A 25,921-nucleotide genomic window follows, 5' to 3' on the forward strand; every position below is an offset into this window, starting at 1 on the left:
CTCCTGTGGCTCCTGTCGCTCCGGTTGCGCCTGTATCTCCTGTAGCACCGGTCGCTCCTGTTCCTGTGGCTCCAGTTGCGCCCGTTGCTCCTGTGGCTCCTGTCGCTCCGGTTGCGCCTGTATCTCCTGTAGCACCGGTCGCTCCTGTTCCTGTGGCTCCTGTGGCACCCGTGGCGCCCGTATCTCCCGCAGCTGCTAACAATGTATAATCTGGAGACGTACCTGGCGTACCTGTTGGTGAAGCTGTATTCGCCACATACGTACTTCCATCAAATGTCACCACTTGACCTTCTGGATAGGTTGGGGCATCCGCTGGATCAAATGCCACGATACCGGTTAAACCTACACCGGTGGCGCCTGTTGCGCCCGTTGCTCCTGCTGGACCCGCTGGGCCTACTGGACCCACTGGACCCGCCGGACCTGCTGGGCCTCTCCTTCCTCTTCCCCCTGGCGGTCCTTGAATGACACACACACAAGGATCTTTTCCGCAGCATGGATTTTTTACTGGTTTCCTTGGTTTGTCTGATTTACCTTTCTTACAACTATCACATTCCCAGCCATCATCCTTATACGCATCATACCAGCTTCCTTTTTGGTAGTGGTCTGTCGAATGAGTTGGGTATATCTTTCCGCATTGTCTACATTTTCTCATAGAATCACCCCCATCCATCGTATTCATCATGATCGATAAAGGTGTATGTACAATTTTATTTTTATCAAAAAATTTGAAAGGTCTTGCACTCTGCGTGCAAGGACCTCTCTCCATCGTTAAAATGTCATCGTCATTTTTAAATCTTTTCCTACCATACTATATTCAATATCCGCTGGACGGATCGCCTTTTTTAGTTTTTTCACACCTTCTCCTTCAAAAAAAGTAGGTGCATCTTTCCCTCCGATTAATAAAGGTGCCATATAGATAACAGCTTCGTTCACAAGTGATGCTTTTAAAAATGACGCACTCACACTGCCCCCTGCCTCTACAAGCACTGACATCACAGAGCGCTTCTTCAACAGGTGTAACACATCCTGAAGATCTGTCCGGTGTTCTCCGCTTGTGACAAATACTTGATGACCTTTTTGTATCAACTGTTGATACTTTTGATGATCATAATCTTGTGATGTACAAATTATGGTTTCTGCCCTATGATCTGTTAAGCATTTGGCATGAAGCGGTATCCTTAATGTTGAATCTAAAATGACACGAATGGGCTGATGGTTGAATGAATCCTTTACAATTAAGCCGGCATCATCTTGAATAATCGTTTCCACTCCTGTCAGCACCGCATCTACTTCTTGACGTAAGCGCTGCACTTCTGTTCTCGCTTCTATTCCAGTGATCCATTTGCTTTCTTGATCAGCCGTGGCAATTTTCCCATCTATCGAAATAGCTGATTTTAAGATGACATAAGGAAGGTTTGTTTGCATCAAATGAAAAAAAGGAGCATTTAAACGATCTGCTTCGTGTTTACATATACCTTGCTCCACTTCAATTCCAGCCTTTTTCAAAAAGGCAATTCCTTTACCTGCAACAACCGGATTCGGATCTTTGGTGGCAATCAACACTTTCTTCACACCACTTTTGATGATCGCTTCGGTGCAAGGGCCTGTTTTTCCGTGATGTGTACAAGGTTCGAGTGTCACATACATGTCAGCTCCCTTCGCCTTTTCTCCTGCCATTTGCAGCGCATGAATTTCAGCATGAGGCTCGCCCGCCTTCATGTGCGCACCAATCCCAACAATCTCACCGCTCTGAACAATCACTGCACCAACAAGCGGATTGGGTGAGGTTTGTCCTTTCATCGCCTTCGCGTTGGCAATCGCCAGCTTCATATAAAAAACATCGTCTTTCATCTCGGGCTCCTTTCTTCTCTCAAGGGAAAGAACTCCTTCAGAAAATGAAGGAGTTCTATTCTCATGTGCTATACTTTCTCAAGCCGTTTCTTTTCAGATCGATCATAGTAAGGCAAGGAATAAAACAGTTTATATGATGCTCGTTGTTTACAAAAACAGCATTTGCGACATTCATATTTATTAATGAGGAGCACATGCGGACAATTGAGTACAGTCAGACCTTTTTTCATATGTTCCTTGCAAACACTTATCATGAGAATCCCCCGCTTACATTCTTTTTCTTAATGAGAGATTACTTCTTTCGGAAATTGTTCAAATAAGCGCAGTACTTCCGTATGTGTGCCATCTTCTCGAATATGATAAATACCACCGTCATATGAGCTTGCATACACATCATTTCCTAGTTGTCTAATGGCACTAATACCATTCTTAGCAATTCGAATCGGACCTGTATTGACATCTAGCTCTGGATTCCATACCACAATATATCCCCAATAGTCTCCGCTCACAATATAGCCAGAGTCTGTCACAGTGATGGATTTAATGGAATATTGATGCTCGTTGTGCTGATTTAAAATTCTGCCTGTATGCAAATCAAACAATCGGACGTTTTTATCACGGCTGACAATGGCAATACGATCTCTTTTGCTATCAATAAATACATCATTTAACAGCTCTGTCGCCCCGATATATTCTGCTGTTAAGGACAAACTCTTTTTATCGAGAAGACAGATGGTTCCTTCAACTGCCGCTGTGATGATATGATCTCCTTCTACCTTTAATGCTTTGACCGCGCAATCATGTGCTTTAGAACGGCCGATTTCCTTTAAGTGTTCTGTCGAAATGACATGCACATAACCGCCATAAGTGCCGATATAAAATTGACGATCCTCCTCATGGAAATACACACTATTGACAGGACCTGTGTTGAGATCAAAAGAGACCATTTGCTGCAATGACTCGTGTACAATATGCACCTGACTCGCATGATCGCCCCATGCATAATAGCTTCCATCCCGTGCAACAGCCACTCCATTTGTGAGAACACCTGTTGACTTTGCGATTTCGATTCCATTCTTTCTGAATTTTCCGTCATCTGATGCAGTGATAATATCACCCGCTTCAGTCAACGCAATATCATTAATAGAAGGTGTCGCCAATTCCTGCTCATCAGAGATCACTTTTCCTTCTTGAATTGACCATTCACAATACGTTTTCCCAAAGCTGGCTCCTAAAATGGCTTGCTCGTCTTCTGTCCAAACAAGCGAGCGCTCCCATTGATATTTATGAGGCAGCAACGTATCAATTAATTCACCGGTTTCATAATTCCACAGCTTAATTAAATGGTCATAACCCGCTGTAAGCAAGTAGTTACCGCTCGGCGAAAAATTCACACGCTTCACACCTTGTAAATGAGCTTTAATGATTTTTTTCTCCTGTAATGTAGCGGCATCATAAATGATAACTGTGCCATCATCTCTGCCAAGGGCGAATACTTCTTTTTGATTGCTGCCGCTGATGGTATCCAGCTCATAATCAAACGGGCCAATTTCACCTACAATTTCTCCTGTTTCATAGAGCCATACTAGGACATAGCCATCGTCACCAGTTGTATAAGCTTTATCCTCATGAATCCATACAGCTAATACATCCTTGCTATGTCCATGAAATTCTCTTAAAATGGCTCCCGTTTCAATATCCCAAACTAAGCATCTTCTGTCTCTGGACACCGATACAAGAAGCGTATCCTGCTTTGCAAATGCGACAGCTTCCACGTCATCCGCATGACCATATAGCGTACGAATTCTTGTATGTGTGCCAGTATCATATAATTGAATCGTATAGTCTGACGATGCACTCGCTAAATACGTTCCATTTTCCGAAAGGGATAAAGAGTTGATGATATGCTCGTGACTGCCAATGAATGTTCCTTCTCCCGTGGCACGGTCCCATTTATAAATACAGCGGTCATAGCCGCCTGTGTAGACAATTTGGTCATGCTGAGTTGATAAAACGGATGTAATCGGTCCTCTATGCATGGTTTTACACTCCCACCTTTATATGTTGTTTTTGACGAGTAACTACACGAAAACCAGTAAATCGAAAAACAGGGTCTGGGTGTTTCCCGTGTCTTCTTGCGACTCTGCATAAATCTCCGCCTCTTGCGAAGGAGCCACCTTTTAAAATGTAGTAATCACTGCCGAGTGTCTCGGTTAAATCATCGACAACCTCAATTCCGCCTTCATATATGTGATACTTGGTGTTGACCCATTCTTCGACATTGCCACCCATATCATATAGTCCAAATAGAGATCTTCCTTTTTCGTAATGACGGACAGGTGTCGTTTTTTCAATATTTGATTCGTGCGTATTACAATAAGAGGGGTCAAACTCATCTCCCCAAGGATATTGATGTCTCGTATTGCCCCGGGCAGCATATTCCCATTCTTCCTCAGTAGGGATCGATACCTCATATCCAAGCTTCCCGCTCAGCCACTGACAAAATGAGAAAGCTTCCTCGATGTCCATGCCCCAAGCTGGATGGTCTTTTCCCCCGCCAAGTTCTAGGTTCGTCAAGCTCTCTGGATAAGGCTTTCCTGTCTCGTCGCAATAGCTTTGATACCATTCATTTGTGACGACCGTATCTGAAATGAAAAATTCGCTCATATACGGCTGATAAGATGGAAATTCTTTGTACAACCATTTTTGAAATTTTTTCTCACGGCCATAGGCTGGATTCAGAAGTTTGTCCTTCCAAAATTCTGATGCCTTTTTCATATCTTCTTCATTACTTCCAATCGTCGCATAGCCGCTTGGGATTTGAATCCAATTGATATCAGGTTTCACGCTTTTCTCCCGCCTTCTTTAAATAAACTCATCTACTGATTAATTAATTTCTTCTCATCGACCATATGCCCTGATGCTGCTTTTGCCTTTAAATATGCTTCATTATAGAGAGAGGCTTCTACCGTATGATCAAACCGTAAAACCGGAAGACCGTAAGCAGCAATGGAATCGACTTTATCTGGATTATTGGTTAAGAGATGCAATGGTTTCCCTTTGTTTAAATAGTGCAAGACAGCCGCTGCTTCCTCGTAATGCCGATCATCATCTCCGCAGCCGATCAACCTGTTCGCCTCAAATGTATCTAGTTTCATTTCCTGTAATTTATACGTGAAGGCTTTGGCCATTAACCCAATAGAGCGCCCTTCTTGATTGGCCATATACACAAGCATGCCTTTTCCGTAATCGGTGATTTTTTTTAGCGATGATGCAAGCTGTGGACCGCAATCACATTTCAGTGACCCAAACACATCCCCTGTTTGGCAGACACTATGAATTCGCACAAGCGGCGGCACTTCATTTTCAAAGTCGCCAAAAAGGAGACAAGAGGAAAATGTTTGCTGCTCGGTACTCATTTGTACAATAGACTCAACCGTTGGCGTTGTATCAGCTTCTACAGACGCAAAGGCATACCATGTAAACTGCACTTCTTCATGTTCAATAGAGATCGGCAGGTTCACTGGCCCCACGAGCAAATAGTGTTTTTCTTGAAATGTAAAATGATGAATCATTGATTGTAGTTCAGCTACAAACTTGTTCATTTGTCTCCCCCTATTCATCACTGCACCCCATTGAACTCTCTCAGCGCAGTGATGGCGTGATGAATATGTGTATGCACTCCCTTTGCATCCTGAGCACCGGTTCCAGCTAGAATCATGGCTCAGGAGAAATTTCCTGTCATACTGGCTGAATAGATGTGCGATGCCAATCATCCATCAGTACCTTTCATAAAGACTCTTTTTAGACTGTCACTTGTCCAGTACAAAGGAGCAGAAATCGAGCTTCATACGCTGTATTCTCTGTAAGAGAGCAACACCATTGGATGATTCTTGAATGGAAACTGACATGCTCTTTCTCTAAAAGAATATCTCTGCTAGCTTCGAGCTGCTTTCTCCTTTACTAGAAGCTCTGGTCCTTCAAATGCACGTCATCCGGTTGTACCCTTTGATTGGATGAATAGTCCGTACTTCAATTCAGCTACATTGATTGAAGCACTCGCCTAGGTATGCACCAAGAACCATCACATCAAACATCGCGTTTATCCTCCTTTGCACTAGATTTTGACAGCAATGACATGATGCTGGCTGATCCCAGCCTTCGCTTGTAATGGTGTAATCGAAACGAGCTCAAGCCCTGATGTACAAATCTTTTCTCCAAGCTGAGTATCTGAGAATGAAAAATGGAAGCGTCCATCTTCTCCGATTAAGCCTGTTTTCCACTCTTCTCCCCATACAACAAGGGAAAACACACCACCTTCATGAAGCAGCGAGGAAATCTGCTTTAAGTATCGTTCGTGGTCATCAGGGTGCTGATGGTGAAAGCAGCCATGATCTAAAATCAAATCAAACGTCAGCTCGCGCCCTTGATCCATTGACCAAGACATAAAATCTTGATGATAAAAATGGACAGGAACCTCTTTTCTCTTCTTCAATCCTTGCCATTCCTCATGCTCATAAAGGTCAATGCCGGTATATGCCGACAGTCCTTGTAAATGTTCAAGAGCCCGTCCATTCCCGCAGCCGATATCCAGCACAGAAGCAAGTGCATCCTTTTCCCTGGAACGCCATGCCTTGAGAGACATCACAGCAGCGTCTGTTAATGATGGATCAGTAGACCACATATCTGTTCTTTGCTCATAGTGTTCTTGAAAAGCCATGCGCATTTTCTCTAAATACAACCCGCTGTCTTCATGATACAAAGCCTTTTTCATCACTTGACCTCCTTCAATTCACAATCACCTTTCCTAACAAAGGTGGTTTTCAAGCAAAAAGCCTTATGATAAAATGAAAGATGGATTTTTTAGGAAATCTGTTTTCTGAAAAAGGAGAGAAGCATCCCACATGTCACTCTTCTTTTTCAGCACTCATCTTCACATACAACCACAGCCATTCAACTATTACAGCGCCTCAGTTTGTTATACATTTTCTTCATATGGGTTCACCTCCTTAACAGCGCTAGGAAAGCGCTTTCTTTATGATGATCCTCTGAATATTACCATTGAGAAGTAGGCATAGTAGAAAAACGAATCTACCGTTCTAAGCTATCTATCATTCATTTCTTTTTGTCTAATAGATATTTCTTCAGTATCGCTTTGCCCCAGAAGTGCTCTTCCTTAGGTCTTAATGCATCATCATTTACAGAATTGATCCTGAAATCCACCTATCAAAAATTTAACAACTAATTCCATAATGACTTGATTAAGCCAAATATATTGTTTTTAGATTATTTTGTCAACAAATTATTTCCTAAACATTAGAATGATTTTCTAATTGAAAATACAGGTATATTTCGTGGTTTTTTGACCTTAAAACACTTATTTCTACACAAAAATACAACTTAAACCAATAGAACTAAGAAATTTATCTACTAAATTACACAAGATTTTTATTTCATTTTGAGATAAAAATAAAGATATCATAATTATTTCCCGAATGGTTTTTTGTGATATTTTCACTACTTTTTTCTTTTTTTTGATGGTATCCTTTGATGTTTCTATATTTTCAATTAGACATTTTACTGTTTATCCCAATTTTTCAACCTTTCTTATTATAGTGAAAAAGACAGATGGTAGATTTTAATTATCGCAGCATGAAAAAAAGCCCCTTACAAAAGTAAGAGGCTTTCAGCGTGTAGACAAACCCTCGCATTCTTTGTCAGTCCTGCGTGCTGGTGCTCACGAATGTCAAATTCGCTCCGCGCTAGTACTCGTCCTTCCTAGACTGCAAAGATTTTCTATCACGCTGAAAAGAAGACAAAGGGCTAAAATCAAGTTCATTTTAGCCCTTTGTCAACAATCTGAAAAAAAGCCCCTTACAAAAGTAAGAGGCTTTTTACGATGGCGTTTATGCCCAATTTTTCACTTTTTCATGGTCAGTCACAAAGAGAAGAACTTTTCCTTCGTCTAAATGTTCTTCAAATGTCTCAGCTTCTTCTTTTGAGAAACCAATTTCGTGAATCTTATTGCGGAGTTCATCTCCCTTTTTGCTAAAGATGTTTCCAACCGCATGCTTGAGTCCAACTTCTTTTGGACCTATCGTATTGGCATCTGCGTTGCTTGCAATACGCTCAGTTCGATCATCGTCATGGGACAGAACATAAATGTCCTCTCTTGCAACACCGAGTTGTTTTAATTGCTCCACATCTCTTTGAAGTGTTTCATCATTTGAATACTCTCTTACGACAGGTTTCATTTATTATTCCTCCTTTAACGTCTTACGAATCTTTTACCCGTCACTTTTGTCATTAAACCTTCCTCCAGCACATCCATTTTTACTCTGTGAACTTAATGCGTCTATGGACTTATTTTTGACAAAAAGACTGTAAAAATGACTAAATTTTCTGAAAAATTATATGCTTTCCTTGTCATTTGTTGTACAATTCTTATACTGGAGGCTAGAAATGGGGTGGAGCTGATGTATTATTTTTCAGCTGAGCAGCAGTTTAATGCATGGGTTGTCAGTGATTTGGTGAAACAGCTTTTTCAAAAATGGAATCCTGAAGAATCAAAAGCAAAGCCGCTTACTTTGTTTGCTGAACAGCACTTTCACATCTGCATCGATTATCTCTTTTCTATTATTATTAACATTGGAGATATCGAGTCAATCGAACAAGATCCACAAGACCTGTTGTCCTCATATTTAAATATCCTTTTTCCTTTTGTGACGCACGATATGATGAAAGCCTCCATGCAAAATGCAAATGAATATTTGTTAAAAGAACGTGATGCGGATGAGTATCAACTGTTTGGTTGTCTCCCGCCGCTCCTTTCTGTCTCTCTTCAAAAAAAGTAGCCCCTTCTTTTAGATGGTGGCTGCTTTTTTGTATGTGCTTGGAAAAGACCGTATGTTTTGAACGAAAAGAAGCATCATGTTAATGTAAATCTAGGTTGCAAGTGAAAGGGAGGATTTGACATGAGTCAACAAAAACAAATTCAATTAGTAAAACGTCCAAAAGGGTTACCTACTAAAGATGTTTTTCATTTTGAAACAGTTGATATACCAACGCCGCAAGATGGCGAAGTCTTGATTCAAACGAAATATGTGTCTGTAGATCCTTACATGAGAGGACGAATGCAAGATACAAAATCCTATACACCTCCGTTTAAACTCAATGAAGTGATCCAGGGTGGAGTGGTCGGAGAAGTCGTCGAGTCCAAATCTCCTCAATTTGAGAAAGGTGATTTTGTACTTGGATTCCTTGGCTGGCAGGAATATTCTACTGCCAAAGCAGAGTCTCTGACAAAAATTGATCCATCCATTGCGCCGTTATCTTATTACTTAGGGATTTTGGGCATGCCAGGACAAACAGCCTATTTTGGACTTCTTGCGATTGGTCAGCCAAAAGAAGGAGAAACTGTTGTCATTTCTGGAGCCGCAGGTGCCGTTGGTTCTGTTGTCGGACAGATTGCTAAAATCAAAGGTGCCCACGTCGTTGGAATTGCCGGATCTGATGATAAGCTAGCTTATTTAAAAGAACTGGGCTTTGATGAAACCATTAATTATAAAACAACAAATGATTTAGATGACGCTATTGCAAAAGCCTGTCCAAACGGTGTCGATGTGTATTTTGACAATGTGGGCGGCGAAATCTCTGATGCTGTGATGAATCATTTGAACCGTTTTGCACGTATTCCAGTCTGCGGCGCCATTTCTTCTTATAACATTAGTGCAAACGAAGACATTGGCCCTCGTGTGCAAACAAAACTCATTAAAACAAGTGCATTGATGCAGGGCTTCATTGTTGGCAACTATTCAGATCGTTTTGGAGAGGCAGCGAAGGATCTCGCACAATGGGTAAAAGAAGATAAACTCACATATAAAGAAACAATCATTGAAGGCTTTGACAACATTCCTGATGCATTCCTTGGACTATTCAAAGGGGAAAATGTCGGAAAACAACTTGTCAAAATTTCATAACAAAAAAGGACCCTGCCAATAATGGAGGGTCCTTTTCTTATGCCTGCTTGGGCGCAAGGTGCAGCTGGCCTTGCTTATACACAATTTCTTCAAGCGAAAGATTCAGCTTTTTCGCCATTTTTTTCAACATTGATTGCTCTTGAGGTGTGACAAGACTGATGACTGCGCCTTCTTTTCCTGCGCGTCCGGTTCTGCCTGAACGGTGGATGTAGCCCTCTTCATTTGGCATATCTGCATGAATCACATATGGCAGATCATCAATATCGATTCCTCTTGCTGCAATATCTGTTGCAAGAAGGAGCGGGAATTCACGCTGTTCAAATGATTTTAAGATCACAGCACGCTCAGCTTTTTTTGCTTCACTGTGAAGCACACCAAGGTCGACATGGTGATACGCTAATTTTTCTGCATAAATGCTCAAATTCGTAATATCTCGCACAAAGACAAGCGCCTGCATGTCCTCAAGCCGTGATAGCTTTTGCAGTAATTTTACCTTGTCGCGCTGATCACATAACAGGTAATAATGCCCTACCTTCTGCGCTTCTTCTTGGCTTCTGCTAATTTTCAATACTTCTGGTTCAGATGCGATGTCTTTGATCAGTTGAACGGTTTCCTCTTTCAATGTCGCAGAAAAACAAAGGATTTGTCTTTCTTTTAATGTGGATTTAATAATCGCTTGGATCGTTTTCATATGCTCTGGGACAAGAAGCTGATCTGCCTCATCTAACACGATCGTTTTCACTTCATGCATTTTCAGTTTCTTGATTTTGATTAACTCTTGTACGCGGCCCGGTGTCGCCACCACGATATTCGGATGTTTTTTTAGCTTTTCCTGCTGCTTCTTGATGTTTGCCCCGCCTATTAAGGAAATAGCTTTGATGTCTGAATCTTGTTTGAACTCTTGCACGACATCAAAAATTTGCATCACAAGCTCTCTTGAAGGTGCCAAGATTAAGACTTGCGGGTGTTTGATACTCACATCAATTTTATTTAAAAGCGGCAGAACATACGCAAGGGTCTTCCCTGTTCCAGTCGGTGATTCTGCGATCACATCGCGTTTTTCCGTAATCCACTCTGCTGTTTGTTCTTGTATCGCTGTTGGCTTCTCAAAGCCAGCCGCTTCAAAGTTCTTTTGAATAAATGGCTTTGCTTCTTTCAAAAATGCCCAATTTTCCGTCATGTTGATCTCCTTTATCCTCATTCAATCTATCCTTAAGTATCTCAAAATCAGCTTTGAAACGCAATTTTTCTTTTGATGCTTTTATCGAGCCGGACAGTTCGATATAATCATGAGAGGCACTAGCCGTTTTGAATCTATTTGAGGTGTAAAAAATGATATTATCTGTTAAAGATTTAAGTCATGGCTTTGGCGACAGAGCCATTTTCCACGAAGTCTCCTTCCGGTTATTAAAAGGCGAGCATGTCGGCTTGATCGGCGCCAACGGTGAAGGAAAGTCAACGTTTATGAATATTATTACTGGCAAGCTTGAGCCAGATGCAGGAAAAGTCGAATGGGCAAAAAATGTCCGTGTCGGCTACCTCGATCAGCATACCGTGCTTGAAAAAGGAAGAACCATTCGTGAAGTCCTTCAAGATGCATTCCATTATTTATTCTCAATGGAAGCCGCAATGAATGACATTTACGAAAAAATGGGTGAAGCAGATCCTGATGAGCTAGAAAAGCTTTTAGAAGAAGTAGGCGTCATTCAGGATGCCCTGACGAACAATGATTTTTATATCATTGATTCCAAGGTAGAGGAAATTGCAAGAGGTCTTGGGTTAACAGATCTCGGGCTGGATCGTGATGTGACAGAGCTGAGCGGCGGACAGCGTACAAAAGTACTGCTTGCGAAATTGCTATTAGAGAAGCCTGAAATTCTTCTTCTTGACGAGCCGACCAACTATTTAGATGAACAGCATATTGAGTGGCTGAAGCGCTATTTGCAGGAATATGAAAATGCGTTTATCCTCATTTCACATGATATTCCGTTCCTAAACAGTGTCATTAACTTGATTTATCATGTCGAAAATCAAGAACTCACGCGCTATGTTGGTGATTATGATCAATTTAAACAAGTGTACGAAGTGAAAAAGCAGCAGCTAGAGGCAGCGTATAAAAGGCAGCAGCAAGAAGTGGCTGAATTAAAGGATTTTGTCGCGAGAAATAAAGCACGTGTCAGCACTCGAAATATGGCGATGTCTCGTCAAAAGAAACTCGATAAGATGGACATAATTGAATTAGCGGCAGAAAAACCAAAACCAGAATTCCACTTTAAACCGGCACGTACGTCTGGGAAACTGATTTTTGAAACGAAAGATTTAGTCATCGGTTATGATGAACCGCTCTCCCGCCCATTGAATTTGAAAATGGAACGCGGTCAAAAAATTGCGTTATACGGTGCCAACGGTATCGGAAAAACGACACTGCTCCGAAGCCTGCTTGGAGAAATTTCCCCCATTTCTGGTGAGGTGGAACGAGGAGAATTCCTGCATATTGGCTACTTTGAACAAGAAGTAAAAGAGCAAAACAGCAACACTTGTATCGAAGAGGTGTGGAGCACCTTCCCATCGTACACACAATATGAAGTCAGAGCCGCCCTTGCCAAATGCGGTTTAACGACAAAACATATTGAAAGCCGTGTGTCTGTTTTAAGTGGTGGTGAAAAAGCGAAGGTCCGCCTTTGTAAGCTGATCAATGAAGAAACCAACCTACTTGTTCTCGATGAGCCGACAAACCACTTGGATGTCGATGCAAAAGAAGAATTAAAGCGCGCATTAAAAGAATATAAAGGTAGCGTCCTATTGATTTCCCACGAACCTGAATTTTATCAAGATGTGGCCACTGAAACTTGGAATTGCGAATCCTGGACAACCAAAGTATTATAAAGACAAAAAAGCCTTATATCGTTTGCAGATATAAGGCTTTTTTCTATTAATGACCTGCCTGGATATTCACCAAATGCTTACGGCCAAGAAGCAGGATGACCAATCCTAAGAGAACAACAGCCGCCCCTACATAATAAGGGGTGCTTGCTGTGTAAGTTTCAGCGAGTACTCCTGCAATCCAAGGCGCAATCGCACCACCAATAAATCGTACAGCACTGTATGAGGATGATGCAATTGAACGCTCAACAGGAGCTGATCCCATCACAGCCGTCGTCAGCACCGTATTGATCATGCCGAGAATTCCCCCAGCAATGACAATACCGCAAATGACCACGACCACATGTGATGTCCATATTCCAATGCCGAATAAAATCACAGCAAACGAAGCGAAGAGAACAACAAGAGCTGTTAATGTACCCAATTTGCGATGAATGACCGGCGCTGAGAAGACAGATGTCACAGCCAAAAATAATCCCCATCCAAAAAAGACATAGCCAAGACCATGCTCATCAAGATGAAGCACAAATGGCGAATAAGCTAGAAGAACAAAGAATCCAAAGTTATATAAGAAAGCAGCAGATGCCATCGTTAAAAGCCCCTTATATTTCAAGGCTCCAACAGCTTCAAATAACTTCACCTTTTTCTGCGGCTTTTGCATCGGTGGAAGCATAAACGTAATGGCTAAAAGAGCAACGAGCATTAACACTGCCACACCAAAGAATGGCCCGCGCCAAGAGATCGTCCCAAGCTCTCCGCCAAGGAGCGGTCCAACCGAAATCCCAAGACCTAGTGCCGCCTCATATAAAATGATGGCTTTCGCACTTCCTCCAACAGACACACCGACAATCACTGATAATGCCGTTGAAATAAATAAGGCATTCCCAATGCCCCATCCGCCTCTAAAACCAATTAATTCATTAATGGTTGAAGAAGTACCTCCTAAAGCAGAAAAGACAATAATAAAGATGAGTCCTAATAATAACGTCCATTTGGCACCAATACGACTAGAAATAAAACCTGTAAAAAACATCACAAAGCCGGTGACAAGCAAATAGCTCGTAAATAAAAGAGACACCTGACTTGGAGATGCATGTAATTGCGATGCAATGGCTGGCAAAATCGGGTCTACAAGCCCTATGCCCATAAATGAAATCACACAAGCAAAGGCCACCGCCCAGACGGCTTTTGGCTGCCTAAGCAGACTTGTACGCTGTTTCAACACTTCTTCTTCCTTCATTCCATCAGAACCTTTCCTACAGTTGTTTAACAAAATAAAATAAACACACTGAGGTGTTTATTTTTGTAATTGCTCAATGGCATGAGCCGCTCTTTCTTTCATCATTTCAAGATCCTTTTTAAAGGATTGAATCGTTTCTAGCTTTTTTGTAATCAATTGATGCTGCACAGTCAGCTGCGCATCAATATCTAACAGTTTCTCTAATCGTTCCTTCGGATCAAGCGACAGCAAGTAGCCTTCTTTATTCAGCTCAAGCTGTTTTCCTATTTCCATAAACGACTGAAGCTCTTGTAAAGAAAAGCCAAGTACTTCTTTGGCCTGCATCACTTTCTCCAGTTCTTCCATGTCATCCTCTGAGTAAAGTCTGACACCGCCCTCTGTCCGCTTTGGTGCTGATAATAAACCAATCTCTTCATAGAAACGAATGGTCCGTTTCGTCAGACCGCTTCTTTTCGCCACTTGATCAATTTTCATCCATTCCATCACCAGTGCCTCCTGCTCATCAATTCATGTTTTATTATACACCTTTGTGACCTTAACGTAAACGTTAATGTTTGATCACTTGATTTCTATTGTGGTTTGATGCAGAATAAATAGGAATCATTACGTTTTAAAGGAGGTACCATATGTGTTCATTTCCATCCAAAAAAGAACGACACGCACAATTCGGTTCTGTCCCGCCAAGCGCTAGGACAAAACCTTGTCAAAAAGAGGACATGATAGACATCCAACAAACCGAACAGGACTTTTATTTTGATCTGGAACAGGTCGGAATTTGCCGTGTGTCGTACCCTGTACATATTTTGTCTAAAACGGCTCCACAGCACCAAACCTCTTCCGCTGATTTTACGCTGAGTACATATTTGCCAGCTCATCAAAAAGGCATTCATATGAGCCGTCTCACCGAGCAGCTTCACTCATTTTATGAGAGCGGAAAGCCGGTTGATGTGGATTCCTTAAAAGAATTGACAGCACAGCTTGCCAAGCATATGAATCAGCCATCTGCCTCGATTCAAGTTTCCTTTCCGTGGTACATGGAAAAAAAGAGTCCCATCAGCGGAAAGTCCGGTTTGATGCATGCAGACGTGCAATACGACATCCACTTTCATGAAGAAAACGGATGGATTTGTCATATTGGCTGCACTGCTCAGGTGACAACGTTATGTCCTTGTTCAAAAGAAATCAGTGAATACGGCGCACATAATCAGCGCGGCACTGTATCGATTCAGGTAGAGCTGTTTGAACAAGGTCAACTCCCTGATGACATGAAAGCAGATCTACTGCAGATCATCGAGTCTAATGCGAGTGCGCCTCTTTACCCTGTACTCAAAAGACCAGATGAAAAACAAGTGACAGAAGAGGCCTATGAAAATCCACGTTTTGTAGAGGATGTTGCGAGATTAATTGCAGCAGAGTTGTACGAACAAAACTGGATCAAAGGGTTTCAAATTGAGTGTCGAAATGAAGAATCCATTCATCAGCACGATGCTTATGCCAAATGTTCTTATCAAAAAAAACTGTAGAATGTCTCTACAGTTTCAGCGTGTAGGCAAACCCTCGCATTCTTTGTCAGTCCTGCGTGCTGGTGCTCACGAATGCCAAATTCGCTCCGCGCCAGTACTCGTCCTTCCTAGACTGCAAAGGCTTTCTATCACGCTGAAAAGAAGACACAGGGCTAAAATCAAGTTCATTTTAGCCCTTTGTCAACAATCTGAACTGTAGAATGTCTCTACAGTTTTTTTGCCAATCTTTATTTTTCATTACTTTCTAATTCCTCAATCATCATCGACAGTTCTGTCCAGCGATCCATCGCATGTTCTAATTCTTCAGCGACGGCTTTTTGCTTGTCCATCAGCTCTTGAATTTTCCCAAAATCACTGCCAGCCTCAGCAATGCTGGCTTCGAGCTGCTGGTGTTTGTCCTCTAGTGCTTGTATCCGATCTTCAATCCCATCCCATTCAAGCTGGTCCTTATAGGATAGTTTTTTCCTCTTTTTCGGTGCAGCTTCTACTTGTTTTTCAGCAGGTTTTGTCTCTGTTCGCTTCTGTTCTTTTTCTTGCTCCATGTAATCGCTGTAAGCACCTTGGAAGTGTGAAATACGTCCATTCCCTTCAAACACAAGCAGACGATGGACGACTCGGTCTAAGAAATAACGATCATGCGACACGGTGATGACTACGCCTGGGAACTGCTCCAAATAATCCTCTAAAATGCTGAGCGTCTCTGTATCAAGATCATTCGTCGGCTCATCTAAAAAGAGAACATTCGGCTCTTCCATCAATACCTTCAATAAATACAATCTGCGGCGCTCTCCCCCTGACAGCTTGCGGATAAACGTGCGCTGCATGGATCTAGGGAATAAAAATCTCTCCAGCATCTGCTCTGCTGTCACAATGACGCCATCTGCCGTTTTGACAATTTCAGCTGTTTCTTTGATGTAATCAATGATATTCAGCTCTTCATTCATTTCGTTATGGTCCTGCGTGTAATAGCCAATGCGGACTGTTTGTCCAATGGTCAATTGTCCATTCGTCGGTTCGATTTTACCCGCCAGGCAATTGAGTAAAGTCGTTTTGCCCACTCCATTCGGTCCGATAAATCCGATACGATCACCTGGCACGACTAAATCGCTGAACTGGTCCACAAGGGTTTGTCCAGCAAATGTGATGCTGATCTCTTCTGCCTCAATCACTTGTTTTCCAAGCCGGTGAGAACCGATCGCAAAATCAAGCTCTCCCTTTGCATCAGGTCCCTTTTGATCCTTCAGCTCTTCCACTCTGCCGATACGTGCTTTTTGCTTTGTTGTTCGAGCCTTTGCCCCTCTTCTCAACCATGCTAGCTCACGTCTAAGCAGGTTTTGACGTTTCGTTTCTTTTACTTGAGCTTCTGCTTCTCGTTCTGCTCTTTTTTCTAAAAAGACTTCATAATTTCCTTTATATGTGTAAAGCTGCCCCTGATTTAATTCATAAATCCGATTGGCGACACGGTTTAAGAAATAACGATCATGGGTTACAAGAATGACAGCCCCGCTGTATTGACTCAAATATCCCTCAAGCCATTCAATGGTTGCGTTGTCTAGATGGTTTGTCGGCTCATCTAAAATCAGCAAACCCGCAGGCTGGATTAAGTTTTTGGCGATCGCCACACGCTTTTTCTGTCCGCCTGATAACGCATGAACAGATCGGCTCACATCTTTGACGCCAAGCTTTGTCAAAATCGTTTTCGCCGAAAGGTTCGCATCCCATGCGTCGTCCTGATCCATTTTATTTTGCATACCCATAAGCGCTTCTTGTTTTGCCTCGTTTTGTGGATCATGCTCTAAATCAGCCAGCGCCTGTTCATAGGCTTTCATCGTTTGAATCATTGGTGCTGTTCCTGAAAAAATATAGTCGAGAATCGTTTCATCTCCGCTCATTTCAGGATCTTGCTCAAGAAATTCGATATCAAGTGTCCCTGCCTTTGTAATGTCGCCTTCCTCAAATGATTCAAGTCCTGCAATGACCTTTAAAAGCGTTGACTTCCCTGTTCCATTAGGTCCAATTAACCCGATGCGTTCCTTTGGTTCTATATGAAAAGAGATATGATCAAACAGCGTTTTTTCGCCATAGGTTTTATATAATCCTTCTACATTCAATAAACTCATTTTATCAGCCCTTACATAGATTCTTCCTTTATTTTAAATCAGCCAGTAGCAGAAAACTAGTTTTAAAAAAACCCGCTGCTGAAAAGAATGTTTCCTTTTGATGCTCGATACACTATGAAGAGGTGATCTAAAGATGATAACCATTAGTTTATGTATGATTGTGAAAAATGAAGAAGAGGTTTTGGCTGACTGCCTGTCTTCTGTTCAAGACATTGTAGATGAGATGATCATTGTTGATACAGGATCAACGGATCAAACAAAGGACATTGCTCACTCCTTTTCAGCAAAGGTACTCGACTTTGAATGGATCCAGCATTTTGCAAAAGCACGCAATTTCGCTTTTTCCCATGCGACAAAAGAGTATATCTTATGGCTGGATGCCGACGATGTCCTGCTTGAAGAGGATCAGCAAAAACTGCTTCAGCTCAAACAGACGCTTGATCCCGCAGTAGATGCCGTCTCGATGTTTTACCACGTTGGATTTAGTGAGGACGGTCAGGTGAATTTTAAATATAGAAGAAATCGGCTCGTCAAGCGTGCCTTGAACTTTCAGTGGTATGGGGCCGTTCATGAATTCCTTCAAGTGTATGGCAACATTTTTCCCGCTGATATCGCCGTCACCCATCAAAAGCGTAAGAAAACAACCGCCGGAGAGCCTGGACGCAATCTGCGCATTTATGAAAACATGCTTGCAAAAGGCGAAGAGATGACACCTCGTGATCTCTTTTACTTCGCCAATGAATTACGAGATAACAAGCAGCATGTGAAGGCGATTCGCTTTTATCACAAATTTTTAGCCACAAAACAATGCTGGATTGAGGATGAAATTCGCACATGCCAAAATTTAGCTGACTGCTATTATGCAGTCGGTTTTGAGGAAGCCGCCTTATCCTCCTTATTGCGATCCTTCTTATATGATCAGCCCCGTCCAGAATTTTGCTGCCGGATTGGGGATCATTTCAAAGCACAAAATAAACACAAAGCAGCGATCTATTGGTATGAGCAGGCACTGAAGGCACCTGAAATCGAAACAGCCTTTACACTGACACAATATAAAACATGGTATCCTCACCTTCAGCTTTGCTATTGTTATTATCAGCTCGGTGATTTGGCTCAAGCCAAAACCCATCATCTTGCATCCTCAGCCCATTACCCAACCCATCCGAGTGTGCTGTACAATGAAAAGATATTTGCTGAAGAAACGTAAATCTCCTGTTATCACATCCGCCTGTCAATGACGGCGGATGTCTTTTGATACACATTAGACTTTTGTGACATTTAACACTTTAGTGATTTAAAGCGTTTTTCAACCAATTGACTAAATTGTCATTTACGCATATACTAACATTCGTCTTACGAAAAGATTTATCCATTAGGAGGTCAACATGAGTTCTTTATTTAGAAAAAAGTCTCTCGATCAGCTCATGCTTGAAAGTCAAACGAAGCGGCTGAGCCGTTCTTTGAATACATTTGATTTAATCTTGCTTGGCATTGGCTGTGTGGTCGGGACTGGAATTTTTGTGATAACGGGGGTTGCGGCTGCGAAAGATGCGGGACCTGCGATTATTATATCTTTTATTTTGGCTGCGATCGCATGCGCACTTGCTGCTTTTTGCTATGCTGAATTTTCCTCGTCCATTCCAGTGTCAGGAAGTGTCTATACGTATTCTTACGCAACACTTGGAGAATTCCTCGCCTTTTTAATGGGCTGGGATTTAATGCTTGAATATGTTGTTGCGCTCTCTGCTGTGGCAAGCGGATGGTCATCCTATTTTCAATCACTGCTCAGTGGATTTGGTCTGCACATACCGAAGGCTTTATCGGCTGCACCCGGAGCCGCTGATGGGGCCATCTTCAACCTGCCAGGCGCACTCATTATTTTACTCATTACCTTTATTGTCTCAAGAGGCGTAAAAGAGAGCACGAAGCTGAATAACATCATTGTGCTCATCAAAATTGCCATTGTCCTCCTCTTTATCATTTCAGGCTTTGCTTACGTTAAACCTGAAAATTGGACACCTTTTATGCCGATGGGCTTCCATGGCGTGATCGCAGGAGCGGCCACTGTCTTTTTTGCTTACCTTGGATTTGATGCAATCGCTAATGCATCTGAAGAAGTCAAAAACCCGCAAAAAGCGATGCCGATCGGAATCATTGGTGCGCTCGGCGTTTGTACGATTTTATACATCGGGGTTTCATTTGTCTTAACAGGCATGGTTCACTATACGAAGCTGAATGTCAGTGATCCTGTCGCTTTTGCGCTTCAAGTGGTTGGCCTGAATAGTGTGGCAGGTATTATATCAGCAGGTGCCATTATCGGGATTACAACAGTGTTAATTGCCTTGGTCTATGCACAAGTTCGCTTAACCTTTGCGATGAGCCGAGATGGGCTCATGCCGAAAATCTTTTCAAACGTTCATCCAAAATCGAAGACACCGGTTGCCAACACTTGGCTGACAGGCGCTGTTGCGGCATGTATCGTAGGCTTTGTGAATTTATCAACGCTTGCGAATTTAGTGAGCATCGGTACGCTTGCGGCCTTTACGGTTATCTCGATCGCTGTGATCATACTCCGGAAAAAACATCCGAATATGAAAACAGCGTTTAAAGTACCCTTTGTTCCTGTCCTTCCCATCATTAGTGCGGTCATTTGTATGATCTTGGCTGCCACACTGAAATGGGAGACATGGCGAGCCTTCCTCATCTGGGTAGCCATTGGTGTCGTTGTGTATTTTACCTACGCAAGACGCAAAAGCCATCTGAATCAAACACAATAGAAAAGAGACACGGGGAATCCCGGTCTCTTTTTTGTTTAAATCACACTGTTTTTCACTGAATTCGAGTCCACCATATCTGGATCGAGAACGCTTGAAATCGGAATGACAAGCGGTGAACAATCTCCATTGTCCTCACCAAAACCTTGGTTCAATTTCATCGAGAGAAAATAATCGATCTGCTGATAAGGTCCTAGCGTCAGTGATGCCCCCCGATCCATTGCATTGATTTTAAAAGCACCGACATTGACGACTGAGGGTGAGAATAACATCACACATCACTTCCTTGGAATAGGTTTAGCTGCTGGCGAAAAAGAGGCAGGTGAGTCCACTTGATCTCGATCATCTACATGGCTCTTTGTTCCGACAAAACCGCTGGCATCTCCAAAATTCTGTCCGTACCCCTGATTTTTTTTATCTGAGTTTTGCCACTCTGCTAACAAATTTTGTCCGACATTCACCGCCGACGCATTTTCAAAGGAATTAATTTTTAACATGAAAATATTAATATTGATATACGGAGTTGGTTGAACCACAGATAAACCTCCTTTTTATAGGTATATGCGAGCACCCATCAAGTATGTTAACAGGAGGTCTTCACATGGACTTCGAAAAAATGAAGCAGTGGATGGACATTGCCCAGCAAATGCATGGAGATGATTTTTGGAAAATGATATTCGATGATGAGCAAAGATCTCCCTTTATGGCAAATGGTCCGTCTCCATTTACATTCTCGCAGCAAGATCAGCGAGGAACAGATGCATCGTTTCCACCAGTCGACATTGTGGAAACCCCTACTGAATTTCAGTACTTAATTTATCTGCCTGGCTACCGGAAGGAAGATGTTCAGGTGCTGTCATATGGTGAATATTTAGTTGTAAAAGGACAGCGTTTTTCCTTTTTTAACGAACAGGATTTTCGCCAAAGACAAGGAAAGTATGGTCCGTTTGAAAGAAAAATTCGGCTCCCAGATATGATTCTTGGTCAAATGAATGCGGCCTTTAAAGACGGCGTGCTATACATTCGCCTGCAAAAAGATGAAGGAAAAGCAACTGCGATTATCATAGATGACGAATATTGATACTGACTGCGTCTATTAGATCACGATCATCAATCGTTTCAATCGGCAAGATCGTGATCACGCCATCGGCATTTTGTTCACCAAAACCATTGTTTCTTTTGATCGTCGAGCAGTGATTTCGTACGATCGTTGAGCCGAATGTCATCGAGGACCCTGTACCAATCGTATTCGTCTTCATATGGGTAATCTGAATGCGTGTAGGCAGCATGCCCTTCTCCCCTTTCATGTATCTCTATAAGTATATACCGGGCAGCTTTTCCATAGACTAGAGCAAGGCGAAAGAAAAGGTTGTGGTCCATTTGAAACATTTCATTCAATCACTCTTTAAAAAAACTGAATCCAGTCCATCCCCATCTGTCGTCGAGCTGGAAAAAAGACTCACCGCTCTTGAGCAAAAAATGTCTGCACCTGCTCCGCCTGTCTCGGAGGATACGCACATTCATATTGAATCACTGCATGTGGACAAAATTGACTACCATTTAGAGTTTGGTGAGCTTTCCATTGATCAGCTTAAAGGCAGACTCAACATTGGAGCCACCTATTACACGCCAAAGGACCCGCACCTCAAAAAGGCAGCTTCAGTACCGAAGCCAAAAGAAACAAAAACACCAAAAGTCTCCATTCGATCAAAGTCTTCATCTCAGAACGACCGGAAGCCAAAAATAAACCGCAAGCACAATCGCTACAATACTGATCACATTTAACCAAAAGCCAGCCTTGACCATATCAGATATTTTCAGCACGTCCGCACTAAAGACAGCCGCATTTGGCGGTGTGGAGATTGGCAGCATAAATGCACATGAAGATGCTAACGCAGCCGCAGCCATTAAGCCGTACGGCTCCATGCCAATTGCAAGTCCAAGCCCTACTGTAATCGGAATGATCATGTTCGCAACTGCTGTATTAGACATAATTTCGGTCATAAATAAAATTGAAGCCGTTAAAATAATCAGCAGCATGAGGTAAGACAGCCCATTTAAATGCTGTAAATTTTCCCCGATCCATCCTGTTAGATTCGTTTCCGCAAATCCTGTAGCGAGCGAAAGCCCGCCTCCAAACAAAAGCAAAAGCCCCCATGGCAGCTGTTTCATATCCTGCCATTCTAGTATTCTCTCTCCATTTGTCGCTGGAATGAGAAATAACAGCATCGCCCCAAAGATTGCGATCGACGTATCCGAGACAGGAAGCCCGCCAAACAAAAAGATTTTAAAGATCCATAAAAAAGCCGTCATAAGAAAAATAGCAAAAACCCATTTTTCTTCTTGTTTCATTTTGCCTAAATCCTCTAAACCCTTCCGTATAAACACTGCTCCCATTTCCCCTGTGTGCTCTACCTTGAATTGTATCTTGGTCAAATACAGAAATAAGAGAATGAGCAGAACAGCCGCCACCGGAAAACCAAACAAAAACCATTCAAAAAACATAATTTCTCGATCTAACAGCTTTTTTGACATCGCCGCAAAAACAGCATTTGGCACAGACCCAACGAGTGTCGCCAGTCCGCCAATAGAGGCTGAATAAGCGACCGATAATAGGATGCTTTTACTGAATCGGTCAAGAGATGCACCAGACAAAATATCGTTCGCCTTCACCTCTTTAATCACAGCCAGTGCCACAGGCAGCATCATCAGTGCTGTGGCTGCATTCGAAATCCACATAGATAGAAAAGCCGTTGCTATCATAACCCCTAATACAATGCGGTCACTTCTTGTGCCAATGATGTTTAAAATATGTAAAGCCATTCTTCTATGTAAATTCCATTTTTCAATGGCAATGGCAATCATAAATCCACCCATGTACATAAAAACAATCGGATCTCCATAAGCTCTTGATGTTTGCTCCATCGATAGCCCACCAAGTGTTGGCAAAAGGATGATGGGCAATAAAGAGGTCGCCGGTATAGGCAAAGCTTCTGTGACCCACCATGTCGCAGTCCATGCTGTAATGCCAAGTACCACTCTCGCTGCATAGGTCAATTCACTTTCTGGAATGAGCAAAAAAATAAGCAAAAAGAAGATTGGTCCAAGAACAAGTCCAGTTAGATTCACTTTTTTATAAACGATCTCAATTCCTCCTTCATGAAAACGCTTTTAATTTTTTCTAATTTTTCACATTCGATGATCACATAAAAAATCCTTTAAATCATAAGAAAAAATGAAGAGATTCTTCAGCAGCAACTGTGTCTTGATTCATATTTCCACTTCATGTCTTGGTCTATTTTCATAGGAGAAACTATACAAATCCTACACAGTAACTGTAAACTATAGAGGATCTAATCAAAAATTGAGGTGTTTTCATTGTATACAGATCAACGAAAATCATTTTGGAAACAGAAAAAAGTCATCATTCCCCTTCTTAGCATCATCGTGATTGCTGCTGCTCTCTTTTTCTTAAAAGATTCGCTTTTCTCAAAAGAAAAAGAGGCGCTGAAAGCCGCTGAATCCTTTACGAAACATCTGGAGAAAAAAGAATTCACGAAACTGGCAGATGAGGTCACAAGTGGCTCTCTGAAAGCCAGTGACTTTTCTAAAAAACAACTTGCCGAAAAATACGATAAGATCTTTAGCGGCATCGGTGCGAATGATCTAAACGTCTCAAACGTCAACGTAGAAAAACAGGATAAAGGAAATGGGTATCAATTCACCTATGATGTCACGATGAAAACGTCTCTTGGAAAACTGAATAAGCTCTCTTACAAGGGCGTTCTCTCCGCAGAGGATAACAAGTGGAAAGTAGACTGGAAACCAAATCTCATCTTCCCGCAAATGGAAACGGGTGACACCATCAAAGTGACAACGGATCCTGCGGTACGCGGAAATATTGTAGATCGAAAAGGACGCACGTTAGCAGAAACAACTGGTGGACACGCACTTGGCATCATCCCTGGAAAGCTCGGGACAGGTACGGAAAAAGAAAGCAACATCAAAAAAATCAGCAGCGCTTTTGATATAGATGAAGAGCTGATTCAAAATCAGCTGAAACAAGCATGGGTCACAGATGACACATTTGTCCCGCTAAAGTCTATGTTAGAGCAAAAGCCGATTCCAAAAGACATAAATGGCGTCACCTATCAAACGAAGGAAATGCGCTACTATCCATATAACGAAGCCGCTGCTCATCTGACAGGCTATGTGGGAAAAGCAAATGCGGATGATATCAAAAGAAATCCAGCTTTAAAGGCGGATCAAATCATCGGCAAAACCGGCCTTGAATTCACATTTGACAAGAACTTAAGAGGACAAGATGGCGGAAGCATCCTCATTATCCATGATGAAACAGGTATTGAAGAAACATTACAAAAAACAGACCGAAAAGACGGAAAAACAGTCAAACTGACCATTGATGCATCTTTACAGAAAAAAGCCTATCAACAGCTGAAAGGTGAAAAAGGGGCTGTCACCATTATGAATCCATCATCAGGTGATTTATTAGCGCTTGTTAGCACCCCTTCTTACGATGTCAATTTAATGACCAACGGGATCACGCCTAAACAATACCAAGCATACAGTGAAAATCCTGATCTCCCATTCCAAGCTCGGTATGCGAGCAGATATGCACCAGGATCTACATTCAAAACCATTACAGCAGCGATTGGACTGGAAACAGGTGTCACAAAACCTAATAAAGTGCGCACCATTCATGGGCTGAAATGGCAAAAGGATCAATCATGGGGAAATTATCGCATTACACGGGTTCATGACAAAGAACAAGTCAATATGGTCGATGCCCTCGTGTACTCAGATAATATTTATTTTGGACAGGAAGCCCTTGAAATCGGCAAAGATACTTACGAGAAAAAAGTGAAAACATTTGGGTTTGGCGATGATTTAAACATGCCGTTCACAATGAAACCGGCACAAGTGTCTAACGACGGGATCCAATCAGACATCTTACTCGCCGACTCAGCATATGGCCAAGGAGAATTACTCATGTCTCCAATTGAACAAGTACATGCCTATTCTCCATTTGCAACAGGAGGAAAGCTTGTGTACCCTCGAGTCATTCAGAATGAAAAAACAGCATCACCAAAACAGATCATCAAAGAAGATACAGCAAATACGGTGAAGGACGCACTGACTCAAGTCGTCACCAATTCAAACGGAACCGCTCACTCGTTGCAAATAAAAGGGGCTGATATAGCCGCTAAAACGGGAACAGCGGAACTAAAGAGCAAACAAGGTGCGACAGACGGTACTGAAAATGGATTTTTACTTGCGTTTAATCCTAAAAAAGAAGATTACGTCCTCGTCGGCATGATTGAAGGTGTGAAAAACCGTGGAGGCAGTGGACTTGTCATTCAAAAAATGAAGCCTGTCATCGCTTCTTTCTATAAATAACCCTTTAGAGACACACGCTCCATCAAGCGCATGTGTCTCTTTTTTTCTAAATCATGACAATTTGCTATTGTTTTATAGTTCACCTTATGAATAAAATGAGGAGAATGAAAAAAAGAAACAAGTTGAATGAAAG

23 protein-coding genes and 1 pseudogene are annotated in these 25,921 nt (G+C 42.1%); 9 read left to right on the top strand and 15 right to left on the bottom strand.

The window, feature by feature from the left end; genetic code table 11:
• From ACTJKA_RS18615 to ACTJKA_RS18645, 7 genes and pseudogenes are all read right to left on the bottom strand, one after another.
• Nucleotides 1–652: pseudogene (locus ACTJKA_RS18615) on the bottom strand (exosporium glycoprotein BclB-related protein); the annotation flags it as partial.
• Between the two features lie 116 nt (nucleotides 653–768).
• The gene (gene ribD, locus ACTJKA_RS18620) at nucleotides 769–1,851 is read right to left on the bottom strand and encodes a bifunctional diaminohydroxyphosphoribosylaminopyrimidine deaminase/5-amino-6-(5-phosphoribosylamino)uracil reductase RibD (protein ID WP_440607895.1); all 1,083 of its coding nucleotides are present in this window, start codon (nucleotides 1,849–1,851) and stop codon (nucleotides 769–771) included.
• Nucleotides 1,852–2,132: 281 nt separating this feature from the next.
• Nucleotides 2,133–3,890, bottom strand: a complete 1,758-nt coding sequence (locus ACTJKA_RS18625) for a WD40 repeat domain-containing protein (RefSeq protein ID WP_046527041.1) — start codon at nucleotides 3,888–3,890, stop codon at nucleotides 2,133–2,135.
• A gap of 4 nt (nucleotides 3,891–3,894) precedes the next feature.
• Entirely contained in the window at nucleotides 3,895–4,698 is an 804-nt protein-coding gene (locus ACTJKA_RS18630; RefSeq protein ID WP_024718589.1) for a formylglycine-generating enzyme family protein, read from the bottom strand.
• Nucleotides 4,699–4,730: 32 nt separating this feature from the next.
• Complete coding sequence (locus ACTJKA_RS18635) at nucleotides 4,731–5,456, bottom strand: GTP cyclohydrolase II (protein WP_017360404.1); 726 nt, start codon at nucleotides 5,454–5,456, stop codon at nucleotides 4,731–4,733.
• A gap of 512 nt (nucleotides 5,457–5,968) precedes the next feature.
• Entirely contained in the window at nucleotides 5,969–6,625 is a 657-nt protein-coding gene (locus tag ACTJKA_RS18640) for a class I SAM-dependent methyltransferase (RefSeq protein ID WP_007496773.1), read from the bottom strand.
• A 1,132-nt stretch (nucleotides 6,626–7,757) separates the two neighbouring features.
• Complete coding sequence (locus ACTJKA_RS18645) at nucleotides 7,758–8,105, bottom strand: general stress protein (protein ID WP_007496775.1); 348 nt, start codon at nucleotides 8,103–8,105, stop codon at nucleotides 7,758–7,760.
• Nucleotides 8,106–8,327: 222 nt separating this feature from the next.
• On the opposite strand from ACTJKA_RS18645, the gene ACTJKA_RS18650 reads away from it, so the two are divergent.
• Together ACTJKA_RS18650 and ACTJKA_RS18655 are read left to right on the top strand one after the other, a co-directional pair.
• The gene (locus ACTJKA_RS18650; protein WP_017366799.1) at nucleotides 8,328–8,705 is read left to right on the top strand and encodes a YfmB family protein; all 378 of its coding nucleotides are present in this window, start codon (nucleotides 8,328–8,330) and stop codon (nucleotides 8,703–8,705) included.
• A 120-nt stretch (nucleotides 8,706–8,825) separates the two neighbouring features.
• Nucleotides 8,826–9,830 carry an NADP-dependent oxidoreductase gene (locus ACTJKA_RS18655; RefSeq protein WP_216099603.1) on the top strand — a complete coding sequence of 335 codons (1,005 nt, stop codon included), beginning with the start codon at nucleotides 8,826–8,828 and terminating at the stop codon, nucleotides 9,828–9,830.
• Between the two features lie 37 nt (nucleotides 9,831–9,867).
• Here ACTJKA_RS18655 and ACTJKA_RS18660 read toward each other — a convergent pair whose 3' ends face one another.
• Entirely contained in the window at nucleotides 9,868–11,010 is a 1,143-nt protein-coding gene (locus ACTJKA_RS18660) for a DEAD/DEAH box helicase (RefSeq protein ID WP_268359162.1), read from the bottom strand.
• Between the two features lie 152 nt (nucleotides 11,011–11,162).
• Here ACTJKA_RS18660 and ACTJKA_RS18665 point away from each other — a divergent pair, with 152 nt between their 5' ends.
• Complete coding sequence (locus tag ACTJKA_RS18665; protein WP_322536274.1) at nucleotides 11,163–12,716, top strand: ABC-F family ATP-binding cassette domain-containing protein; 1,554 nt, start codon at nucleotides 11,163–11,165, stop codon at nucleotides 12,714–12,716.
• A gap of 46 nt (nucleotides 12,717–12,762) precedes the next feature.
• On the opposite strand, the gene ACTJKA_RS18670 is transcribed toward ACTJKA_RS18665, so the two are convergent.
• Together ACTJKA_RS18670 and ACTJKA_RS18675 are read right to left on the bottom strand one after the other, a co-directional pair.
• Nucleotides 12,763–13,953 carry an MFS transporter gene (locus tag ACTJKA_RS18670; RefSeq protein ID WP_341002449.1) on the bottom strand — a complete coding sequence of 397 codons (1,191 nt, stop codon included), beginning with the start codon at nucleotides 13,951–13,953 and terminating at the stop codon, nucleotides 12,763–12,765.
• Between the two features lie 57 nt (nucleotides 13,954–14,010).
• The gene (locus tag ACTJKA_RS18675; protein WP_017366797.1) at nucleotides 14,011–14,436 is read right to left on the bottom strand and encodes a MerR family transcriptional regulator; all 426 of its coding nucleotides are present in this window, start codon (nucleotides 14,434–14,436) and stop codon (nucleotides 14,011–14,013) included.
• A gap of 143 nt (nucleotides 14,437–14,579) precedes the next feature.
• Here ACTJKA_RS18675 and folE2 point away from each other — a divergent pair, with 143 nt between their 5' ends.
• Nucleotides 14,580–15,476, top strand: coding sequence for a GTP cyclohydrolase FolE2 (folE2, locus tag ACTJKA_RS18680; protein WP_345912145.1), 897 nt, complete (start codon nucleotides 14,580–14,582; stop codon nucleotides 15,474–15,476).
• A 227-nt stretch (nucleotides 15,477–15,703) separates the two neighbouring features.
• Here the strand turns inward: folE2 and ACTJKA_RS18685 are convergent, their stop codons facing one another.
• Nucleotides 15,704–17,596 carry an ABC-F family ATP-binding cassette domain-containing protein gene (locus ACTJKA_RS18685; protein ID WP_345912144.1) on the bottom strand — a complete coding sequence of 631 codons (1,893 nt, stop codon included), beginning with the start codon at nucleotides 17,594–17,596 and terminating at the stop codon, nucleotides 15,704–15,706.
• 133 nt (nucleotides 17,597–17,729) lie between these two features.
• Between ACTJKA_RS18685 and ACTJKA_RS18690 the strand changes: the two genes are divergently transcribed.
• Both ACTJKA_RS18690 and ACTJKA_RS18695 read left to right on the top strand, forming a co-directional pair.
• Nucleotides 17,730–18,803: a tetratricopeptide repeat-containing glycosyltransferase family 2 protein gene (locus ACTJKA_RS18690; protein WP_191219208.1), complete on the top strand. Its 1,074-nt coding sequence runs from the start codon at nucleotides 17,730–17,732 to the stop codon at nucleotides 18,801–18,803.
• Between the two features lie 178 nt (nucleotides 18,804–18,981).
• The gene (locus tag ACTJKA_RS18695; RefSeq protein WP_008344176.1) at nucleotides 18,982–20,373 is read left to right on the top strand and encodes an amino acid permease; all 1,392 of its coding nucleotides are present in this window, start codon (nucleotides 18,982–18,984) and stop codon (nucleotides 20,371–20,373) included.
• Between the two features lie 35 nt (nucleotides 20,374–20,408).
• On the opposite strand, the gene ACTJKA_RS18700 is transcribed toward ACTJKA_RS18695, so the two are convergent.
• Nucleotides 20,409–20,642 (bottom strand): hypothetical protein, encoded by a 234-nt coding sequence (locus ACTJKA_RS18700; protein ID WP_008344178.1) that lies wholly within the window; start codon nucleotides 20,640–20,642, stop codon nucleotides 20,409–20,411.
• Nucleotides 20,643–20,648: 6 nt separating this feature from the next.
• Nucleotides 20,649–20,906, bottom strand: coding sequence for a hypothetical protein (locus tag ACTJKA_RS18705; RefSeq protein WP_008344180.1), 258 nt, complete (start codon nucleotides 20,904–20,906; stop codon nucleotides 20,649–20,651).
• A 65-nt stretch (nucleotides 20,907–20,971) separates the two neighbouring features.
• Here ACTJKA_RS18705 and ACTJKA_RS18710 point away from each other — a divergent pair, with 65 nt between their 5' ends.
• Nucleotides 20,972–21,451 (top strand): Hsp20/alpha crystallin family protein, encoded by a 480-nt coding sequence (locus ACTJKA_RS18710; RefSeq protein WP_017360414.1) that lies wholly within the window; start codon nucleotides 20,972–20,974, stop codon nucleotides 21,449–21,451.
• Here the strand turns inward: ACTJKA_RS18710 and ACTJKA_RS18715 are convergent.
• Nucleotides 21,432–21,659, bottom strand: coding sequence for a hypothetical protein (locus ACTJKA_RS18715; RefSeq protein WP_017360415.1), 228 nt, complete (start codon nucleotides 21,657–21,659; stop codon nucleotides 21,432–21,434). The two genes, ACTJKA_RS18710 and ACTJKA_RS18715, sit on opposite strands and share 20 nt — an antisense overlap.
• 82 nt (nucleotides 21,660–21,741) lie before the next feature.
• Here ACTJKA_RS18715 and ACTJKA_RS18720 point away from each other — a divergent pair, with 82 nt between their 5' ends.
• Nucleotides 21,742–22,155, top strand: a complete 414-nt coding sequence (locus ACTJKA_RS18720; protein WP_224562676.1) for a hypothetical protein — start codon at nucleotides 21,742–21,744, stop codon at nucleotides 22,153–22,155.
• On the opposite strand, the gene ACTJKA_RS18725 is transcribed toward ACTJKA_RS18720, so the two are convergent.
• Nucleotides 22,087–23,499, bottom strand: coding sequence for an SLC13 family permease (locus ACTJKA_RS18725; RefSeq protein WP_017360416.1), 1,413 nt, complete (start codon nucleotides 23,497–23,499; stop codon nucleotides 22,087–22,089). The two genes, ACTJKA_RS18720 and ACTJKA_RS18725, sit on opposite strands and share 69 nt — an antisense overlap.
• 249 nt (nucleotides 23,500–23,748) lie before the next feature.
• Here ACTJKA_RS18725 and pbp4 point away from each other — a divergent pair, with 249 nt between their 5' ends.
• A complete protein-coding gene (gene pbp4, locus ACTJKA_RS18730; RefSeq protein WP_345912143.1) occupies nucleotides 23,749–25,788 on the top strand; it encodes a penicillin-binding protein PBP4(5) in 2,040 nt (679 codons plus the stop codon).
• The last annotated feature ends 133 nt before the right edge of the window (nucleotides 25,789–25,921 follow it).

Origin of the sequence: Bacillus sp. 22190 (assembly GCF_052045575.1) — a bacterium.
Classification (GTDB): Bacteria; Bacillota; Bacilli; order Bacillales; family Bacillaceae; genus Bacillus; species Bacillus altitudinis.

Coding starts and splice junctions, on each gene's coding strand:
- ribD (WP_440607895.1), bottom strand. CDS start 1,851: ATGAAAGACGATGTTTTTTATATGAAGCTGGCGATTGCCAACGCGAAG.
- ACTJKA_RS18625 (WP_046527041.1), bottom strand. CDS start 3,890: ATGCATAGAGGACCGATTACATCCGTTTTATCAACTCAGCATGACCAA.
- ACTJKA_RS18635 (WP_017360404.1), bottom strand. CDS start 5,456: ATGAACAAGTTTGTAGCTGAACTACAATCAATGATTCATCATTTTACA.
- ACTJKA_RS18640 (WP_007496773.1), bottom strand. CDS start 6,625: ATGAAAAAGGCTTTGTATCATGAAGACAGCGGGTTGTATTTAGAGAAA.
- ACTJKA_RS18645 (WP_007496775.1), bottom strand. CDS start 8,105: ATGAAACCTGTCGTAAGAGAGTATTCAAATGATGAAACACTTCAAAGA.
- ACTJKA_RS18650 (WP_017366799.1), top strand. CDS start 8,328: ATGTATTATTTTTCAGCTGAGCAGCAGTTTAATGCATGGGTTGTCAGT.
- ACTJKA_RS18655 (WP_216099603.1), top strand. CDS start 8,826: ATGAGTCAACAAAAACAAATTCAATTAGTAAAACGTCCAAAAGGGTTA.
- ACTJKA_RS18660 (WP_268359162.1), bottom strand. CDS start 11,010: ATGACGGAAAATTGGGCATTTTTGAAAGAAGCAAAGCCATTTATTCAA.
- ACTJKA_RS18665 (WP_322536274.1), top strand. CDS start 11,163: ATGATATTATCTGTTAAAGATTTAAGTCATGGCTTTGGCGACAGAGCC.
- ACTJKA_RS18670 (WP_341002449.1), bottom strand. CDS start 13,953: ATGAAGGAAGAAGAAGTGTTGAAACAGCGTACAAGTCTGCTTAGGCAG.
- ACTJKA_RS18675 (WP_017366797.1), bottom strand. CDS start 14,436: ATGGAATGGATGAAAATTGATCAAGTGGCGAAAAGAAGCGGTCTGACG.
- folE2 (WP_345912145.1), top strand. CDS start 14,580: ATGTGTTCATTTCCATCCAAAAAAGAACGACACGCACAATTCGGTTCT.
- ACTJKA_RS18685 (WP_345912144.1), bottom strand. CDS start 17,596: ATGAGTTTATTGAATGTAGAAGGATTATATAAAACCTATGGCGAAAAA.
- ACTJKA_RS18690 (WP_191219208.1), top strand. CDS start 17,730: ATGATAACCATTAGTTTATGTATGATTGTGAAAAATGAAGAAGAGGTT.
- ACTJKA_RS18695 (WP_008344176.1), top strand. CDS start 18,982: ATGAGTTCTTTATTTAGAAAAAAGTCTCTCGATCAGCTCATGCTTGAA.
- ACTJKA_RS18700 (WP_008344178.1), bottom strand. CDS start 20,642: ATGTTATTCTCACCCTCAGTCGTCAATGTCGGTGCTTTTAAAATCAAT.
- ACTJKA_RS18710 (WP_017360414.1), top strand. CDS start 20,972: ATGGACTTCGAAAAAATGAAGCAGTGGATGGACATTGCCCAGCAAATG.
- ACTJKA_RS18715 (WP_017360415.1), bottom strand. CDS start 21,659: ATGCTGCCTACACGCATTCAGATTACCCATATGAAGACGAATACGATT.